This window comes from Klebsiella sp. RCJ4, from assembly GCF_009025755.1.
GTDB classification, from domain to species: Bacteria; Pseudomonadota; Gammaproteobacteria; order Enterobacterales; family Enterobacteriaceae; genus Klebsiella; species Klebsiella michiganensis.
Map to the genome: position 1 here is coordinate 152,399 of NZ_WCIN01000033.1, position 15,855 is coordinate 168,253.

General features: G+C 59.5%; 16 protein-coding genes. 6 read left to right on the top strand and 10 right to left on the bottom strand.

What is annotated here, in order from left to right; all coding sequences use genetic code 11:
* Positions 1-43: 43 nt before the first annotated feature.
* Complete coding sequence (locus F8562_RS11885) at positions 44-967, bottom strand: LysR family transcriptional regulator (RefSeq protein ID WP_014229549.1); 924 nt, start codon at positions 965-967, stop codon at positions 44-46.
* 106 nt (positions 968-1,073) lie between these two features.
* Between F8562_RS11885 and F8562_RS11890 the strand changes: the two genes are divergently transcribed.
* From F8562_RS11890 to F8562_RS11905, 4 genes are all read left to right on the top strand, one after another.
* Positions 1,074-1,814, top strand: a complete 741-nt coding sequence (locus F8562_RS11890) for an SDR family oxidoreductase (RefSeq protein WP_014838637.1) — start codon at positions 1,074-1,076, stop codon at positions 1,812-1,814.
* A 231-nt stretch (positions 1,815-2,045) separates the two neighbouring features.
* Positions 2,046-2,951: an N-acetylmuramic acid 6-phosphate etherase gene (locus tag F8562_RS11895; protein WP_014838636.1), complete on the top strand. Its 906-nt coding sequence runs from the start codon at positions 2,046-2,048 to the stop codon at positions 2,949-2,951.
* 300 nt (positions 2,952-3,251) lie between these two features.
* Positions 3,252-4,907, top strand: coding sequence for a malate dehydrogenase (quinone) (gene mqo, locus F8562_RS11900; RefSeq protein WP_014229546.1), 1,656 nt, complete (start codon positions 3,252-3,254; stop codon positions 4,905-4,907).
* 215 nt (positions 4,908-5,122) lie between these two features.
* Complete coding sequence (locus tag F8562_RS11905) at positions 5,123-6,049, top strand: LysR substrate-binding domain-containing protein (RefSeq protein ID WP_014838635.1); 927 nt, start codon at positions 5,123-5,125, stop codon at positions 6,047-6,049.
* Here F8562_RS11905 and mdcH read toward each other — a convergent pair.
* The 9 genes from mdcH to F8562_RS11950 form a co-directional block, all read right to left on the bottom strand.
* Positions 6,039-6,941, bottom strand: a complete 903-nt coding sequence (mdcH, locus tag F8562_RS11910; protein WP_014838634.1) for a malonate decarboxylase subunit epsilon — start codon at positions 6,939-6,941, stop codon at positions 6,039-6,041. The genes F8562_RS11905 and mdcH overlap by 11 nt on opposite strands.
* On the bottom strand, positions 6,938-7,558 hold the full coding sequence (locus tag F8562_RS11915; RefSeq protein ID WP_014838633.1) for a malonate decarboxylase holo-ACP synthase: 621 nt from the start codon (positions 7,556-7,558) through the stop codon (positions 6,938-6,940). Before F8562_RS11915 ends, mdcH begins: the two co-directional genes overlap by 4 nt.
* 2 nt (positions 7,559-7,560) lie before the next feature.
* Positions 7,561-8,520 (bottom strand): AEC family transporter, encoded by a 960-nt coding sequence (locus F8562_RS11920; RefSeq protein WP_004851304.1) that lies wholly within the window; start codon positions 8,518-8,520, stop codon positions 7,561-7,563.
* Positions 8,521-8,649: 129 nt separating this feature from the next.
* Positions 8,650-9,450 carry a biotin-independent malonate decarboxylase subunit gamma gene (gene mdcE / locus F8562_RS11925; RefSeq protein ID WP_014838632.1) on the bottom strand — a complete coding sequence of 267 codons (801 nt, stop codon included), beginning with the start codon at positions 9,448-9,450 and terminating at the stop codon, positions 8,650-8,652.
* A complete protein-coding gene (locus tag F8562_RS11930; protein ID WP_004851300.1) occupies positions 9,450-10,283 on the bottom strand; it encodes a biotin-independent malonate decarboxylase subunit beta in 834 nt (277 codons plus the stop codon). Before F8562_RS11930 ends, mdcE begins: the two co-directional genes overlap by 1 nt.
* On the bottom strand, positions 10,276-10,575 hold the full coding sequence (gene mdcC, locus F8562_RS11935) for a malonate decarboxylase acyl carrier protein (RefSeq protein ID WP_014838631.1): 300 nt from the start codon (positions 10,573-10,575) through the stop codon (positions 10,276-10,278). The genes F8562_RS11930 and mdcC overlap by 8 nt, the downstream gene beginning before the upstream one ends.
* Before the next feature lie 17 nt (positions 10,576-10,592).
* Positions 10,593-11,435, bottom strand: coding sequence for a triphosphoribosyl-dephospho-CoA synthase (locus tag F8562_RS11940; RefSeq protein WP_014838630.1), 843 nt, complete (start codon positions 11,433-11,435; stop codon positions 10,593-10,595).
* A complete protein-coding gene (gene mdcA, locus F8562_RS11945; RefSeq protein WP_004851289.1) occupies positions 11,435-13,090 on the bottom strand; it encodes a malonate decarboxylase subunit alpha in 1,656 nt (551 codons plus the stop codon). The genes F8562_RS11940 and mdcA overlap by 1 nt, the downstream gene beginning before the upstream one ends.
* 436 nt (positions 13,091-13,526) lie before the next feature.
* Complete coding sequence (locus tag F8562_RS11950; protein WP_004119683.1) at positions 13,527-14,561, bottom strand: AI-2E family transporter; 1,035 nt, start codon at positions 14,559-14,561, stop codon at positions 13,527-13,529.
* A gap of 525 nt (positions 14,562-15,086) precedes the next feature.
* Between F8562_RS11950 and mdtJ the strand changes: the two genes are divergently transcribed.
* Entirely contained in the window at positions 15,087-15,449 is a 363-nt protein-coding gene (mdtJ, locus tag F8562_RS11960; RefSeq protein WP_004851286.1) for a multidrug/spermidine efflux SMR transporter subunit MdtJ, read from the top strand.
* The gene (gene mdtI / locus F8562_RS11965) at positions 15,436-15,765 is read left to right on the top strand and encodes a multidrug/spermidine efflux SMR transporter subunit MdtI (protein ID WP_004851284.1); all 330 of its coding nucleotides are present in this window, start codon (positions 15,436-15,438) and stop codon (positions 15,763-15,765) included. The genes mdtJ and mdtI overlap by 14 nt, the downstream gene beginning before the upstream one ends.
* The last annotated feature ends 90 nt before the right edge of the window (positions 15,766-15,855 follow it).

Below are 15,855 nucleotides of genomic sequence, written 5' to 3' on the forward strand. Positions count from 1 at the left end.
GCTGAATGCGCGGTTTACATAAAGCCGCGTAATAAAAGCAAAATCAGCCAGACGGCAATTCTGGCGGACGCGATTTGCCGCCGACGGTCAGCAGATAGTCAATAAACGCCCGCAGCGGCGATGCCATCTGCTTACGGCTGGGGTAGTAAACGTAAAACCCGGGAAAAGCCGGGGTCCACTCTTTCAATAGCTGGACTAGCTGGCCTGTCTCCAGCCAGGGATCGACCTGATGGGCAAACTGATAGGCGATACCGGTGCCCTTGAGGGCTAACGGCGTCAGCATGGCCGGTTCATCGACGACGATCGGCCCTTTGACCGCAATCTCGTAGCGTTCGCCGTCGCGCTGAAACTCCCAACGATAAACGCTGCCGTCGCTGGGCCTGCGATAAGTCAGACAGGGGTGCTGCAGCAAATCCTGCGGCTTTCGCGGCTGCGGCGCTTGCGCCAGATAGTGCGGCGAGGCGACGACTTTCATTTCAAGGTCGCCGCTCAGCCTGACGGCAACCATATCCTGATGGAGCTTTTCACCGAGACGAATTCCGGCGTCAAAACCGGAAGAAACGATATCGACTAAAGCATCGTCGGTAACAATATCCAGCTCAATGTTGGGATAGCGTTGCATAAATCCGCCCAGCAGCGGCGCCAGATAATGAATCGCGGCGATGCGCGACACATTGAGGCGCAGGCGGCCCGCGGGCGCGCTGGCCGTCCGGGCATCGGTAACCGCGTCTTCCAGCGCCGCCAGCGCAGGAGCCAGCCGCTGCATCATGCGCTTGCCGGCCTCGCTCGGCGCGACGCTGCGCGTTGTCCGGTGTAATAAACGTACGCCGATGCGCTCCTCGAGACGCCGGATGGTTGCGCTTAAGGTGGAGGTCGTGACGCCGAGATGCGCCGCCGCCCGGGTAAAACTGCCTTGCTCAACGACCATCGCGAAGGCTCTTAATTCCGCAAAATCACTTCCGCGCATTATGGCTATTACCCCAAACAGTCTTATTGATAGTACTGGTATTATCAAACAGTTCTTCGCTGGTTACCATCCTGATAAATGTGATTACGCAGAGAGGGCAATGACCATGGCGAGATTTAGCGCAAAAAGAGTTCTTATCACCGGTGCGACAAGCGGAATCGGGCTTGCCGGGGCAAAGCGCATCGATAGCGAAGGCGGTTGGGTGATCGCCACCGGGCGCGATCCCGGACGGCTGGCGTCTCTTCGCCGGCAGCTCTCGGATCGGGCGCGGGTCATTGACAATGATGCCAGCGATCCGCTGACCGGCGCGGCGCTGGCCGAGGCGATCGATTCATCCGGCGGACTTGATGGCCTCTGGCTCAACGCCGGATACGCAGCGGTTGGGGAGCTGTCGCAGGTGGATGCCGCGGCCTTTGATCGCATGATGGCGACCAACGTGCGCGGGCCGGTTCTCCAGATGGCGGCGCTCGCCGGAAAGCTTAATGCGGGAGCCTCGGTGGTGGTGACGGCGTCCACTTCCGCTTATGAAGGGGCCGCGGCGGCAAGCCTCTATACGGCGACTAAAGGCGCGCTGATTTCGTTAACCCGCTGCTGGGCCTCGGCGTTAGGGGAACGAAATATTCGCGTTAACGCGCTGATTCCCGGCCCGATTGACACCCCATTTCGCCATTTTATGCGCGACGAGGTGCGCCGCGAATTTGAAGCCTCGGTGGTGAGCCGCCTGGCGCTTCACCGCCAGGGGACAGCGGCTGAAGCGGCTGATGTGGCGCTGTTTCTGCTTTCCGACGCGGCGTCCTTCGTGAGCGGTAGCCAGTATGTCGTGGATGGCGGGCTGACGTTGCGCTAATAGCGCATTGGCCTCGCCTCGCAACCTCGGCGCGCCGAACGCGCCGCTGGTTGGATAACGACCAATCGGCAGCTGAATGGCTTCAGGGGGATGAAAACTGTGACTCCGGTGGCGGTAAAGCGCGTCGCTTAAGCCTTACACTGCCATTAATAGCCATGGTCAATGAAAGGGTTTGCCTCAGGCCTGCGCTTTCGTCCCGGAAGGTTCTTTCGCGTTTAAATGGAGGTTTTTATGAGCAGTAAGCCAACCGCTTCAATGATGGAACGACGCCACCCTGAAACCACCCATATTGATAGTCTTGCCACCCTCGATATGCTGACGCTGCTGCATAAGGATGATAAGCGGATTGCCGATGCCGTTGAGGCCTGTTTGCCGGCGATCGCGCGCCTGATGGATAACGCGACGGCGACGCTCAGCCGGGGAGGGCGGCTGGTGATTGTGGGGGCCGGGGCATCGGGTCAAGCCGCCGCACAGGCGGTGAATGAATTTACCCCGGAGGGAAAACATTCGCTGGTCGCCCTTATCGCCGGAGGAGCGACCGCCGCGCGGCAGGAGATGGAAACCGCCGCGAGTCATTACGATCTTGGGGCTTTCGAACTTGAGGCTCTGCGATTCAGCAACCAGGATATGCTGCTGGCGCTGACGGTTAGCGGCAAAACGCCGTGGGTCTGGGGCGCGATGCGCCACGCCTGGTCGCTGGGGGCGCCGATTGCGGTTGTGACGCAGCAGCCCGCCAGTGAAGCCGCGCAGCTGGCGGATATCATTATCGCCCCGCAAACCGGGCCAGAAGCGGTGGCGGGTTTCGGGAATCCGAAAGCGCGCATCGCGCAGCGGCAGATCCTGACGATGCTGACCACCGGGCTGGCGATTCGCGAAGGACGGGTTTATGAAAACCTGCGCGTCGATCTGCAGGCCAATACGCCGCACGAGGCCGAGCGGCAGATAGCGATCGTGATGGCGGCGACGGGGGGCTCGCGCAGCGAGGCCAAAGCCGCGCTGGCCAGCTGCAATCAGCACTGCCGGACGGCAATACTCATGCTCCTCAGCGGGCTCGATGCCTGGCAGGCGCGCGAGCTGCTGGCAGAGCATAACGATCATCTGCGGATTGCGCTACGCGCGGCGCAGACGGTTGCCTGAACTTAACCCGACGGCGCGTATTTCCACAATACGCGCCGGATAACGCAAAATAATCTGGTCATCAACAGCATCGTTATTCCATACTCTTCATCCGCTTACCCGGGTTTAATTCCCCGTTTGAAAATGGCCATCGCAAGGCGTATTTATTGCTGCTGGCGAGGCTTTTACTTTTTTAAGTTAAAAAACCAGGTTAACAATAATTAGCTATGTGTGCGGATGTGTAAATGATATTTTAAAATAAAGTAAAAGTGCGTTAATATGCACGCTCTTATTACACTTGTGCTATGTGATATTTCTATTATGCCTGCAATTAAAAATACGATTATATCTATGACCGCATTAGCGATGTTCGTCAGCTCGGCGACCTTCGCAAATGACGATACCTCGAAAAAAACCGATTTCCTGCTGATTGGCGGCGGTATTATGAGCGCGTCGCTGGGGACCTGGCTGCAGGAATTACAGCCGGACTGGAAACAGGTGATGGTTGAGAAGCTGGATGGCGTCGCGCTGGAGTCCTCTAACGGCTGGAACAACGCCGGTACCGGGCACTCCGCGAATATGGAGCTGAACTATACGCCGGAACGCCCGGACGGCACCATCGACGTCAGCAAAGCGCTGGATATTAACGAACAGTTTATGATCTCCCGCCAGTTCTGGACGGCGCAGGTCAAACGCGGCATTTTGCACGATCCGCACTCTTTTATTAACTCCACGCCGCACATGAGTTTCGTCTGGGGAGATAACGTTGATTATCTGCAAAAACGCTACGCCGCGCTGCAGCAAACGACCTTATTCCAGGGGATGAAATTCTCTACCGATCACGCGCAAATAAAACAGTGGGCGCCGCTGGTGATGGAAGGGCGCGATCCGCAGCAGCGCGTTGCGGCAACCTGGACTCCGGTGGGTACCGACGTTAACTATGGGGAAATAACCCGCCAGCTGATCGGTAGCCTGAAGAAAAATAATAACTTCACGCTGCAGACCTCTTCTGAAGTCACCGATTTTAAACGCAATGCCGATAATTCCTGGCACGTGACGATTAAAAACGTTAATAGCGGTGAAGAGCAGGCGATCGATGCGAAATACGTATTTATCGGCGCCGGCGGCGGCGCGCTGAAATTACTGCAAAAAACCGGTATTCCGGAAGCGGATAACTATGCGGGTTTCCCGGTAGGCGGCTCTTTCCTGATGACCGAAAACCCGGCGGTGACCAATGCGCACCAGCAAAAAGTTTACGGTCAGGCCTCTGTAGGCGCACCGCCGATGTCGGTCCCGCATCTTGATGCCCGTTTCCTCGACGGCAAGCGCGTGGTGCTGTTTGGGCCATTCGCCACCTTCTCGACGAAATTCCTGAAAAACGGTTCGTTCTTCGACCTGCTGAGCACCACCACCACCGATAACGTCCTGCCGATGACCCACGTAGGTCTGGACAACTTCGATCTGGTGAAATACCTCATCAGCCAGGTGATGCTGAGCGACGACGACCGTTTTGCGGCGCTGAAAGAGTATTACCCTGGCGCGCGTAAAGAGGACTGGAAGCTGATCCAGGCCGGTCAGCGCGTGCAGATCATCAAAAAAGATGCAGAGAAGGGCGGCATACTGAAGCTGGGTACCGAAGTGGTGGTTGACCAGCAGAAAACCCTCTCCGCGCTGCTGGGCGCTTCGCCGGGGGCTTCTACCGCCGCGCCGATTACCCTGAACGTTCTTAAGCAGATGTTCCCTGAGCAGTTTCATTCAGCGGAATGGCAGCGCCGTATTCACGATATCGTCCCGAGCTACGGCCAGAAGCTGAACGGCAACGTCGCGCTGACCCAGCAGGTTTGGGATGATACCGCGGCGGCGCTGCAGCTGACCAAACCGCCGGTGATTGAGATGAACGCCTCCGCGCCGGTGATGACCGCCAAACCGGCGGAGCCGAAGGCGGAAACGTCGCCGCAGCACGATATGGCGCTGTAAGCCCACGTCGTTGACATTGCCCGGTGGCGGCTGACGCCTCACCGGGCCTACTGGCCTCTCTTCGCTGCCCCGGCGAAAACGTGACATTGCTCTAATCTCTCCCCCCGCGCTGATATCCCCCTTCCGGCTAATCCTTCATTCATTAATTGTGGTTATACTGTCTTGAAATCACGAAAGAAAATGCTAATGAAGACCGAAACGCGGAGCCCAGGGCAATGAAAGACGACATTAATCAGGACATCACTTTCCGCAAGCTGTCGGTATTTATGATGTTTATGGCGAAAGGGAACATCGCCAGAACCGCTGAGGCCATGCAGCTGAGCGGCGTCAGCGTCCACCGGGCGCTGCATACGCTGGAAGAGGGCGTCGGCTGCCCGCTGTTTATTCATAAAGGGCGCAACCTGCTGCCGCTCCCGGCGGCGTGGACGCTGCTGGAGTACTGCCAGGACGTCATGAGCCTGATGACCCGCGGCCTGGAAGCGACGCGTAAAGTAGCCGGCGTCGGGCAGGGCCGGCTGCGCATCGGCACGCTTTATTCCCTGACCCTTGAAACCGTGCCGCGCATTATTATGGGCATGAAGCTGCGTCGGCCGGAGCTGGAGCTGGATCTCACCATGGGCTCCAATCAGATGCTGCTGGATATGCTGGAAGATGACGCGCTTGATGCGATCCTGATCGCCACCAACGAAGGTGAATTCAATAATTCGGCTTTTGATGTGGTCCCGCTGTTTGAGGACGATATCTTCCTCGCCGCCCCGGCGACGGAACAGCTGGAAACCACCGCTCCCGCCGAGCTGCGCGATTACGCCAGGCGCAAGTTTGTTTCGCTGGCGGAAGGGTTTGCCACCTATGCCGGATTTCAGGACGCCTTCCAGGTGGCCGGATTCGAGCCTGAAATCGTCACCCGGGTTAACGATATCTTTTCGATGATTAGCCTGGTGCAGGCGGGCGTAGGCTTTGCGCTGCTGCCGGGACGAATGAAAAAGGTGTATGAAAACGACGTACAGCTGCTGAAGCTGGCGGAGCCGTATCAGATGCGCCAGCTGATCTCCATTGTCTACTCACACCATCGCGAGCGCGACGCCGACCTGCTGGCGCTGGCGGCAGAAGGGCGGATGTACGCCCGCAGCCTCAGCCGTTAAGCCGGTTCGCCAGGTGACGGGCAACGTCTATACCGCTGCGCTCCAGCGCAATACACTCCCCCTGCCAGCCCGCCTGGCGGGTGAGACAGGTCAGTACGCCGCCGGGCGGCATCTCGATCGCCAGCCGCGCGTCCCGTTCATCAGCGGCGATCATCGCTTCCTGCCAGCGCACGGTTCGCGCCATATTCCGCGCTAAATCGTCGGCAATGCTTAACGGGTCCCATAAAACACGCGCCGTGGAGCCGCTCAGATAGGCGCAGCGCGGGCGCTGCAGCGTGACGTCAGTGAATGCCTTTGCCAGCTTAGCCGCCGGTTCATCCAGCAGCGCGCAGTGGGAAGGTACGCTGACCTCCAGCTGCTGTGCTTTACCGGCGCCAGCCGCCAGCGCCAGCCGGGCTACGCGGGCCATCTCGTCGTCGCGTCCGGCAATGACAATCTGCGTTTCCGCGTTCAGGTTGGCAATATAGAGGTCGCTGCCGGCAATCAGCTTTTCCACGCGGTCGAGCGTCAGGCCCATAATCGCCGTCAGCCCGTAACCGTGAGGATACGCCTGCTCCATTAAATCGCCGCGCAGCGCCACCAGCCGCAGGGCGTCGGTGAAATCCAGCGCGCCGGCCATCACCGCCGCCGGGAAAGCCCCTATCGACAGGCCGCTGACCATGTCCGGATTTACTCCCTGACGCTGCAGCTCCCGCGCCCAGGCTGTGCCTGCGATCAGCAGGCACAGCTGCACCGCACGGGTATGTTTTAACGCGGCGGCGGTATCTAAATGGTCTACTTCATCGCCAAGCACGGTTCGCGCTTCAGCGAGGATATTCTGGCGGTCGGGAAGCGCGGCGAGCATATCCGGCCGCTGGTTTCCCTGACCGGGAAAGGTAAAGATAATTTTCATGCTTCCTCCCTGTTCCACGGCGCAGCGGTCAGGCGCGCGCCGCGGGACGTTTTCAGCAGGGCGCGGCCATCGCGCAGCCACTCATTTAGCGCGAAAGCCCCTGCGGGCGTTTCGACCTGGGTATCCGCCCGGCAGGGCAGCTGCGCGACGCGGGACTGCCAGGCGAGCAGCGCTTCGCGAGCGATCGGCTGCGGCGCGCGGATCAGCAGATCGAGATCGCTGGCGGCGTGAAGCACCGGAATCTCGGTGGCCAGCGCGTAGCCGGTGCTGCCGGTAATGCCCCAGCGCCACGGCCAGGGGTGTAAGGTCAGTGATATCGCCGCCTGTACCGGCGGCTGGGAGACAAACGGCGAGCGCAGGAGCTGTTGGCGATCGGCGAGGGTTTCCGGGCTGACGGTACGGACGATATTTTCCCTCTGTACCCAGCCTGCGGCCCGTTGCTCGCGCTTCATACCCCGTACGCCCACCGGAATGCGGGCGTTAGCATCAACGTCGCGTCGTACCACCACCGGCAGGCTAATACGCCAGTACTGTGCGACCCAGGACTCCTCAATCGCCTCCAGCGCGGCGGCATTATTCAACCAGACTAAATCATGAGGACGCGGCGTTGATGACATCGTTAGATTCCTGACGTTAAGGTGATAAACAGCGGCAGCGACAGAATACACAGAACCGAGCTTAACAGCAGCACCGCTTCCGCATCCGGCGACTGCACGCCAAAGCGGTTGCCGAAGACCACGCCAAAGAAACCGGCCGCCAGCGCAATCATCAGAATGGCGGTAATGGCGATAGAGCCGTGCAGCCCCAGCAGCATCACCAGACCCCAGGCGATAAACGGCTGCACCAGCAGTTTGACAATAGTGGAAGTGGCAATCAGCGCATTGAGCTGCAGCTTACGCGCCGACAGAATCACCCCGGTCAGGAACAGCGCGGCGGCGGTCGCCGCCAGGCCCAGCGGTTTGATAGAGGCCAGCAGCAGATCCGGCATTTTGATACCGATGGCCGAAAGCACGACCCCCAGCAGCGGACCCCAGACAATCGGTTTTTTCACCGAACGCCACATCAGAACCGGCAGCATTGCCAGCGTCGAGCCGCTGTTCTCTCCGGCGGCGAGCGCTTTTTCACGTTCCAGAATCAGCAGGCAGAACGGCGTCATCAGTACCGATCCGCAGGCGATGGAAACGGCGACGGAGAGGGAGGTGGAGGCGCCTTCGCCGAGCACGCTGCCCAGAATCGGCAGGCCAAGCGCGGCGTAGTTAGGCAGCGCGACGGTCAGGGTCAGCACGGCGGCATCCTGCGGCGAGCGCTTGAAGACGCGGGTCGCGAGGAAGTAGATGGCCGCATAGGTAATCCACATCGCCCCGGTCAGCACAAGCACCAGCGGCGATTGCGCGACAATACCGCTCCACGGCGTTTGCACCGTGGCGCTGAACAGCGTGGCGGGCAGGGCGAAGTCCATCACGAAGATGTTGAGTAAAGAGACGTTTTTGTTATCGACCATTTTGGCCTTGCCGGCCCAGAAGCCCAGCAGCATGATGACAAAAATCGGCGCGAGGGCATGAATAATCACATAAGTCATAAATCACCTGTAAATGAAAATAGAGTACTGGCGCGATTGTTATAATTTCTAAAAGCGGTTCCTTCCCGGAGCGCGCGATGGCGCCCCGGGCGGCCGCTTCCGGCAGGTTTTCTTCTACTTAGGGACTGACTACCAGCTGGCGCGCATGCGATCGCGCACCTGTTGGGAACTACGGCGGTTCTCCGCGCCAAGGCGGCACTTCAGCGAGACATCCCGGCGGGCGTCAGCGATGGCGTCGCGCAGGGTGTCGGTGACCAGCGTCAGATCGCGGGCGTCCGGCGCGTCAGGATTGCTGATATCCAGCAGGGCGGAGAGCAGGCCGAGCGTTGCGTAGTTGCTGACGTCATAGGCCATCGGCGGAATGGTTGCTGCCAGTTTCTCCAGCGCCTCAACGGTACGTAGCGTGATACGCGCGGCGGACGCTTTGCCCATCGCGTGCACCAGCACGCCGGCGTCGTTAAAGGCGATCAGACGATTGGCCTGGTAGCCGTGGGCGAGAAACGCCCCGGACATCGCTTTGCCGACGATCAGACCAATCACCGGATGTCCGGCAAGCCGCGCCTTGGCGTAGGCGCCCGCGGCGCCCGCCAGCGCCTGATGAATACCGAACGCTTCTTCGCGACGGCCATAGGCCTGGCTGGGGACATCGATAACCGCGATAATCGGGCGCTTCACCGCGTTATCGGCATCGGCGTCGATGGTTTCGTTGACCACTTTGGCCAGCGTCCAGCCTTCGAGCAGGCCGACTTCACCCTGAGCGGCGCGTGGATAATGGTTATTAGCATCCGGCACCACGGCGATAAAACGGGCGGTTTCACCGTTAAAATCGGCATCGGCAACCTGCACCGAGGGGCACAGACCGGTCATTAGCGGGGCGTTCGGCGCCAGCTGGTTTAGCCACAGCGCGGCGCGATTTGTGAACTGGCTCATTATTTCTCCTCCCGGGCGAATAGCTGTTTGATCTGCGCGGTATCCGCCTGCTGGCGGGTATCGAAATGGGTCAAACGGGTCAGGAAATCTTCATATTTGTCGCTGCGATGCTGCGCGGGCACGCCTTTGGCAATGGCTTCGTTCATCGCGCTTTTCACCGCGTTGATGCCATCGCCCACCAGGGCATCCACCAGCCCGCTGGCGTAGCGAATTTCGCCGCCGGTCATGCTCCAGATAAACGGACGGTCGCGGGAGTCGTACTCTTCAATCCCCGCTTCCTGTTCAATAACCTGCGGTCCGTTGAGGCCCAGACGCGCTTCACGGGTGACAATCAGGTAGCTGCACAGCGCCGCGGCGATGGACATCCCGCCGAAGCAGCCGACGGTACCGGCAACGATGCCGATTACCGGGGTGTAGCGGCGCAGGTCGACAATCGCGGCGTGAATATCGGCGATGGCGGCAAGGCCCAGATTGGCTTCCTGCAGGCGCACGCCGCCGGTTTCCAGGCACAGAACCGCCTGGGTAGGAATGCCGTTGCGGTTATCTTCCGCCGCCAGCTCAAGGGCGGCGGCCATTTTCGCGCCGGAGACTTCGCCCATGCTGCCGCCCTGGAAGGTACCTTCGATGGCAATGACTACCGCCGGCTGGCCGTTAATGGTGCCTTTTGCGACGACCATGCCGTCGTCGGACTGCGGGACGATGCCCTGCGCGCCGAGCCACGGGGACATAATGCCGTCAAAGGGATCCAGCAGTTCGCGATAGCTGCCGTCATCCAGCAGGGTGCGGGCGCGTTCACGGGCGCGGAGTTCAATAAAGCTGCGATCGTTACGCATGAGCCACCTCCTCAAAAACCTGTTCAATACGGATCCGCGCGACGCCGGGCGTGGCGCCGAAATCGTGGATGATCAGCTGTCCGCCGGGCAGGCCGTTAATCAGGCTCAGTCGTTCGAACAGCGCGTTCCAGCGCGCCTGGCTGTTGTCCACGGAGGTGGTGATTTCTACGTTGAGCATATCGCTCTGTCCGGCGGTATAGAGCACTTCCATATCGCCGGAGCCGACAACGCCTGCCAGCGCTTTGCCGCTGAGGGCGCGGTTGGCAGGGAATGACAATTTAATCTGTTCCATAACATCCTCTGAATGCGTTAAGCGGAAACCCGGTCGAGAAACAGGGTGGCGGCAAGAAGATCCGCCGCGCCACCCGGCGAGGCGTTCTGCGCCAGCATCTGCACGTCGAGACGCGCCAGCGCGGCGCGCCCCCTGGCTGTCGCACATCCTCCTGCCGCCAGCACCTCGCCTGCGCCTTGCCGCATCGCCTCAAGGCCCGCCATTCCGGCGCGGGAGAGCACGCAGGTATCGCTAAGCGAGGTCATAATCGCCATCAGCGCGTCAAGCCGGGCCTGATCCTCGCTGGCTCCCGCGGCCCGGCTGCGCAATAGCTGCGGCAGCGCCAGGGTGGTGATGTGCGGAAAAGCGCGCTGCGCTTCTTCCCGCGCGCCCGGAACCTGCCAGCGGCGGCTGGCGCGCAGACCTTTACTGAAGGTCTTTGGCGCGCAGGCGTCCGGCAGACGGGCCAGGGCGGCGGCGGTTTCCGTAATTCTCTGTGCCTGACCCTCCCCCCCGAGCATCGCCGTCGCGCTGACCAGCAGGCCCAGCGCCCAGATAGCGCCGCGATGGGTATTGACCCCGGCGGTCGCCTGCATCATCCGCGCTTCGCCTTCGCGGCCAAGCCGGCCAACGGTTTCGCGCAGGGCAACGTCGGCCGGACGCCGCCAGCTCTGCTGAGCCAGCGCGTGAAACGTCGGTTGCAGGCTGTGGGCCGAACGCTCCATCAGGGCCAGGTTCAGGTCCTGATGCGCGCCGTTGCCGCGGCTATCCACCAGGCCCGGCTTGGGGCTGAGTCGCGCTTCGTCAACCAGGCAGGCGCTGGCGGTCTGGGCCAGCCAGCGGGCCCGGGTTTCAGCAACGTGGGGAGAGAGTTTTTTCATTACCAGCTCCGGAATTTTGCCGGTGGGTTGTACAGACCGTCGGACCACTCCACCAGATCGGCTACGCTGCCGGCGGCGAGCAGAGAGCGGGTGGCGTCGCTGCGGCGGATACCGATATCTTCCGGATAGACGACTTTGCCGCTTTGGCGCAGTGCGGCCACGCGTTTGGCGTCAACGCCGAGCCCGATATCGGTGATCCCGGCCACGGCCGCCACCATTGCCCGACGCTCTTCCAGGCTTTCCGCCCGATAGAGATAGGCGATGCCTTCTTCGGTCAGCACGTGGGTGACGTCATCGCCGTAAATCATCACCGGCGCCAGCGGCATTCCGGAGGTTTTGGCGACCTCAACGGCGTCGAGTTTTTCCACGAAGGTCGGTTTCACGCCCGCCTGGAAGGTTTCCACCATCTGAACGACCAGCTTTTTACCGCGCTGCATCGGATCCGGTTCGGTGATCATGTTGAGCCATGCCGGCGTAGCGTGGCGGCGACCGTGCGGGTCGTGGCCCATATTCGGCGCGCCGCCGAAGCCGGAGAGGCGGCCGCGGGTCACCGTCGAGGAGTTGGCGTAGCCGTCAACCTGTAAGGTCGAGCCGATAAACATATCTACCGCATACTGTCCCGCCAGCTGGCAGAACGCGCGGTTGGAGCGCATGGAGCCGTCGGCGCCGGTGAAGAAGATATCCGGACGCGCGCGAATGTACTCTTCCATTCCCAGCTCTCCGCCGAAGCAGTGCACGCTCTCGACCCAACCGCTTTCAATTGCCGGAATAAGGGTGGGGTGCGGGTTCAGCGTCCAGTGTTTACAGATTTTGCCCTTCAGGCCGAGCTGTTCGCCGTAGGTCGGCAGCAGCAGTTCGATGGCGGCGGTGTTAAAGCCGATCCCGTGGTTCAGGGATTGCACCTGATGCTCGGCGTAGATGCCTTTAATCGCCATCATCGCCATCAGGATATGTTCCTGCTTAATCAGGCGCGGATCGCGGGTAAACAGCGGCTCGATAAAGAACGGTTTATCCGCGACGACCACGTAGTCAATCCACGAACCGGGTATATCCACGCGCGGCAGATCGCACTCGTCATCGACCAGTTCGTTAACCTGCGCAATAACGATGCCGTCATGGAACGCGGCGGCTTCCACCAGCGCCGGGGTATCTTCGGTGCTCGGCCCGGTGTAAAGGTTGCCCTTGCGGTCGGCTTTGTAACCGGCGATCAGCGCGACGTTTGGCGACAGGTCGACGTACAGGCGAGAGTAAAGCTCGATGTAGGTGTGGATAGCGCCGATTTCCAGCAGGCCATCTTCCAGCAGCTGCGAAATACGCAGGCTTTGGGTACCGGAGAAGGAGAAATCAAGCTTGCGGGCGATACCTTTTTCGAAGAGGTCCAGATGCTCGCTGCGCCCGACGCTCGGCATAATCATATGCAGGTCGTGAATTTTTTGTGGGTTAACTTCCGCCAGCATCCGCGAGAGGAAATCAGCCTGTTTCTGGTTGTTGCCTTCCAGCACCACCCGGTCGCCGGGGGCCAGCAGCTGCTCAAGAACGGCGACCAGCTGGTCGGTGGGGATCACTTTGCCCGAGACCTTCGCCTCGGTCAGTCGCCGCTGTTTTTCCGTACGGCGACGGTTCCAGACGCGTCCCGTCGTTTGTTCGGCACTCATTATTAACCTCCTGATTCGACGAATCGTTTTGATTGTCCTGGTGTGGAAGTAAGTGTGCGTCGCGAGGTGGCGGGCATCAATTAAGGCCGATGGCGAATCGTTAGCGTAAGAGTAATGATTGACGGGGCAGAGATGTGATGACGATCAATAATGATTGCGAATGATTGGTCTACGAGCAGGGGACGTACCGGGTTGAGGTATTGGCGCGGCTTCCCGGCTCGCACTGCGTTTAGCCGGGCTACAGGTTAAGGGCGTCTGCGGGCCGGTAGCCTGGACAGATGCGCCGCATCGCCTCCGGGGAAGTTCATCAGCTCCGCGCTCTGCTCCCGGGGGCGGCGCAAAGCGCCTGCCCGGGCTACAGGTTAAGGGTCGTCTGCGATCCGGTAGCCCGGACAGATGCGCCAGCATCGCCTCCGGGGAAGCATACGCAATGGCGTTAGTTTTTACTCAAATCACTCAGCAGAAAGGCAATACTTTGCCCGGCCACCGTCTGTTCGAGGGCGATTTTGACGATAATCGTCAACGGTACCGAGAGGAGCATACCCACCGGGCCCAGCAGCCAGCCCCAGAAGATCAATGACAGGAAGACCACCAGCGTCGACAGCCCCAGCCCGCGGCCCATAATGCGCGGTTCAAGAATATTGCCGAACACCAGGTTAATCACCAGATAGCCTGCCAGGACCACCAGCGCTTCGTACAGACCGCCAAACACCAGCACCTGCAGGATCGGCGGGATCGCCGCGAGCACCGAACCAATGTTGGGAATGTAGTTGAGCGCAAAGGCCAGCAGTCCCCACATAAAAGCAAAGCGGACGTCCAGCAGCACCAGCATTCCCCAGACCACCAGGCCGGTCACCAGGCTGATGGCGGTTTTTAACACCAGGTAGTGGGAGACGCTATCCAGTGCGCGCTGAATCGCGCCCATTCCCTCCACCGGCCGCGACATCAGCTGCTGCAGCTTCGCGGGAAGCTGCGGCACTTCCAGCAGCATAAAGACCACCGTCAGCAGCAGCAGGAAGATAGAGGACATCGCGTTGGAAAGCTGGGTGAGCAGGCCGGTCACCAGCGTCATCACCGCGTTGGGGTCAATATACTTATTCAGCTCCACCACCGACACGGTAAAGCCGAAGCGCTGTAGCCAGGGCGCAACGGTCTGCATCGGTTCATAGAGATAATTACGGTACTGCGGCAGGGTGCGCGCAAGCTCGTTAAGCGACGTGCCGAGCGAGGCCAGCAGCACAACGGCCAGCAGGACAATCACGCCGACCAGGAGCGAAATAGCCAGCACCCGCGGTACCCGGCAGCGCACCATGAGCTGAACCAGCGGGTTTATCACCACCGCCAGAAAGATCGCCAGAACAAAAGGAACGATAATATCCGCCGCGAAGCGAATGCCTGTCAGGATGATAACCAGCATGCCGAGCATGATGACTATTTTTAAGCCGTTAAGCGTGATGATGGGTTTGGCCATACCGCTCCCTGCGAGAGAAAAAATGGGGTCTAATGTGAGTCATTGTAGACGTTGGCAAAGTCGGCGTCTCAGCGCGTCGCGTCCGCTAAAATGAAAAAAAACGACCAATTAATCAATAATGGCCGGAACGATATCATAATGGTGATTGCGATCGGAAAAAACTAATCCAAATCAAATACCAGAGGTAAAGAACTGCAAAGACTTTGAGTTAAATGTGGCGTTATGGTACAAATCTGCGTGTGTATAACTACAGAGGACAATTTTGATCCGCAAATGACGAGAAGCAATACCGCGGATAATTGTAATTTTATGGACAATCAGTTCAGGATGTATATTTCTTTTCACCCTGCAGTATCCCTCTCTCACTCCCGCTTTCTCGGCGAGCAGCACTGGCGCTCGGCGCTTTAGTCTTTTTCTCTCTGCCTGAGCTGGCGCGCTGCGCACGGCTAATTTAACGTCAGAATTTTTCCGGTTTACTTCTCTGTAAGCCGCCATGGATTATATTCTCAAGCAGGAGAAGGGATCATGTTTTATTGGATTTTATTAGCTTTAGCTATCGTTGCTGAAATTACCGGCACGTTGTCGATGAAATGGGCAAGCGTAAGCGGCGGACATACTGGTTTTATTTTAATGCTGGTCATGATCGCGCTTTCTTATATTTTTCTGGCTTTCGCGGTGAAAAAAATCGCCCTCGGCGTGGCCTATGCCCTCTGGGAGGGGATCGGCATTTTACTGATCACTATCTTCAGCGTCCTGCTGTTTGATGAGACGCTGTCGACGATAAAAATCGCCGGCCTGGTGACCCTGGTCGCCGGGATTGTCTTGATTAAATCGGGGACGCAGAAAGCGGTGAAGCCGGGCAAGGAGAAAGCGCATGCAACAGTTTGAGTGGGTCCACGCCGCCTGGCTGGCGCTGGCGATTGCGCTGGAAATTTTGGCCAACGTTTTTCTGAAATTTTCCGACGGCTTTCGACGTAAATTCTACGGCATTATGTCGCTGGCGGCGGTCCTGGGCGCCTTTAGCGCGCTTTCGCAGGCGGTCAAAGGAATTGACCTGTCGGTGGCCTATGCGCTGTGGGGCGGTTTCGGTATCGCGGCGACCATTGCCGCCGGCTGGGTGCTGTTTGGCCAGCGGCTGAATCATAAAGGCTGGGCCGGTCTGCTTCTGCTGGTGGTCGGCATGGTGTTAATTAAACTCGCCTGATATGATGCCGCCTGTGAATGCGGGCGGCAAATTCTGCTCTCTGTATTACGCTTAAAAAAGAGCCAGTTCGGCGTATTTTGCTGCCGGCCG

Bases quoted from the DNA above. Each gene is read 5' to 3' on its own strand.
- mdcC (WP_014838631.1), bottom strand. From the start codon at position 10,575: ATGGAACAGATTAAATTGTCATTCCCTGCCAACCGCGCCCTCAGCGGC.
- mdtI (WP_004851284.1), top strand. From the start codon at position 15,436: ATGCAACAGTTTGAGTGGGTCCACGCCGCCTGGCTGGCGCTGGCGATT.
- F8562_RS11895 (WP_014838636.1), top strand. From the start codon at position 2,046: ATGAGCAGTAAGCCAACCGCTTCAATGATGGAACGACGCCACCCTGAA.
- F8562_RS11930 (WP_004851300.1), bottom strand. From the start codon at position 10,283: ATGCGTAACGATCGCAGCTTTATTGAACTCCGCGCCCGTGAACGCGCC.
- mdcE (WP_014838632.1), bottom strand. From the start codon at position 9,450: ATGAGCCAGTTCACAAATCGCGCCGCGCTGTGGCTAAACCAGCTGGCG.
- F8562_RS11885 (WP_014229549.1), bottom strand. From the start codon at position 967: ATGCGCGGAAGTGATTTTGCGGAATTAAGAGCCTTCGCGATGGTCGTT.
- mdcH (WP_014838634.1), bottom strand. From the start codon at position 6,941: ATGAAAATTATCTTTACCTTTCCCGGTCAGGGAAACCAGCGGCCGGAT.
- F8562_RS11940 (WP_014838630.1), bottom strand. From the start codon at position 11,435: ATGAAAAAACTCTCTCCCCACGTTGCTGAAACCCGGGCCCGCTGGCTG.
- F8562_RS11905 (WP_014838635.1), top strand. From the start codon at position 5,123: ATGAAAGACGACATTAATCAGGACATCACTTTCCGCAAGCTGTCGGTA.
- F8562_RS11915 (WP_014838633.1), bottom strand. From the start codon at position 7,558: ATGTCATCAACGCCGCGTCCTCATGATTTAGTCTGGTTGAATAATGCC.
- F8562_RS11890 (WP_014838637.1), top strand. From the start codon at position 1,074: ATGGCGAGATTTAGCGCAAAAAGAGTTCTTATCACCGGTGCGACAAGC.
- mqo (WP_014229546.1), top strand. From the start codon at position 3,252: ATGCCTGCAATTAAAAATACGATTATATCTATGACCGCATTAGCGATG.
- F8562_RS11920 (WP_004851304.1), bottom strand. From the start codon at position 8,520: ATGACTTATGTGATTATTCATGCCCTCGCGCCGATTTTTGTCATCATG.
- mdcA (WP_004851289.1), bottom strand. From the start codon at position 13,090: ATGAGTGCCGAACAAACGACGGGACGCGTCTGGAACCGTCGCCGTACG.
- mdtJ (WP_004851286.1), top strand. From the start codon at position 15,087: ATGTTTTATTGGATTTTATTAGCTTTAGCTATCGTTGCTGAAATTACC.
- F8562_RS11950 (WP_004119683.1), bottom strand. From the start codon at position 14,561: ATGGCCAAACCCATCATCACGCTTAACGGCTTAAAAATAGTCATCATG.